Genomic DNA, 478 nt, shown 5'->3' on the forward strand with positions numbered 1-478 from the left:
CATCCACACCTGCGGGGATGGTCACGGGCATTTTTCCTACTCGGGACATTTCAGTTTCTCCTCAATGCCGCGGGTTAGGCCACGTAACAGAGCACTTCGCCACCGACACCGGTAGCGCGCGCCTTGCGATCGGTCATCACGCCCTTGGGCGTTGTGACAATTGCCACACCCAGACCGTTCATGACTTGTGGAATGGAATCACGGCCTTTGTAGACACGCAGACCAGGGCGGCTGACGCGCTCGATGCGCTCAATCACTGGACGGCCTGCGTAATACTTCAGGGCAATTTCGAGTTCGGACTTGCCAGCTTCGGTCTTGACCTGGAAGCCGTCGATATAACCTTCGTCCTTCAGCACCTGGGCGATGGCGATCTTCACTTTGGAAGATGGCACCAGAACCGTGGCCTTGGAGACCATCTGTGCATTACGGATGCGGGTCAGCAAGTCAGCGATGGGATCACTCATGCTCATGTTTAATC

General features: G+C 56.3%; 1 protein-coding gene. It reads right to left on the minus strand.

What is annotated here, in order from left to right; translation table 11 throughout:
- Positions 1–74: 74 nt before the first annotated feature.
- Positions 75–470, minus strand: a complete 396-nt coding sequence (rpsH, locus tag GPA27_RS28325; RefSeq protein WP_005793636.1) for a 30S ribosomal protein S8 — start codon at positions 468–470, stop codon at positions 75–77.
- Between the last annotated feature and the right edge of the window lie 8 nt (positions 471–478).

Source organism: Aromatoleum toluolicum (assembly GCF_012911005.2).
GTDB classification, from domain to species: Bacteria; Pseudomonadota; Gammaproteobacteria; order Burkholderiales; family Rhodocyclaceae; genus Aromatoleum; species Aromatoleum toluolicum.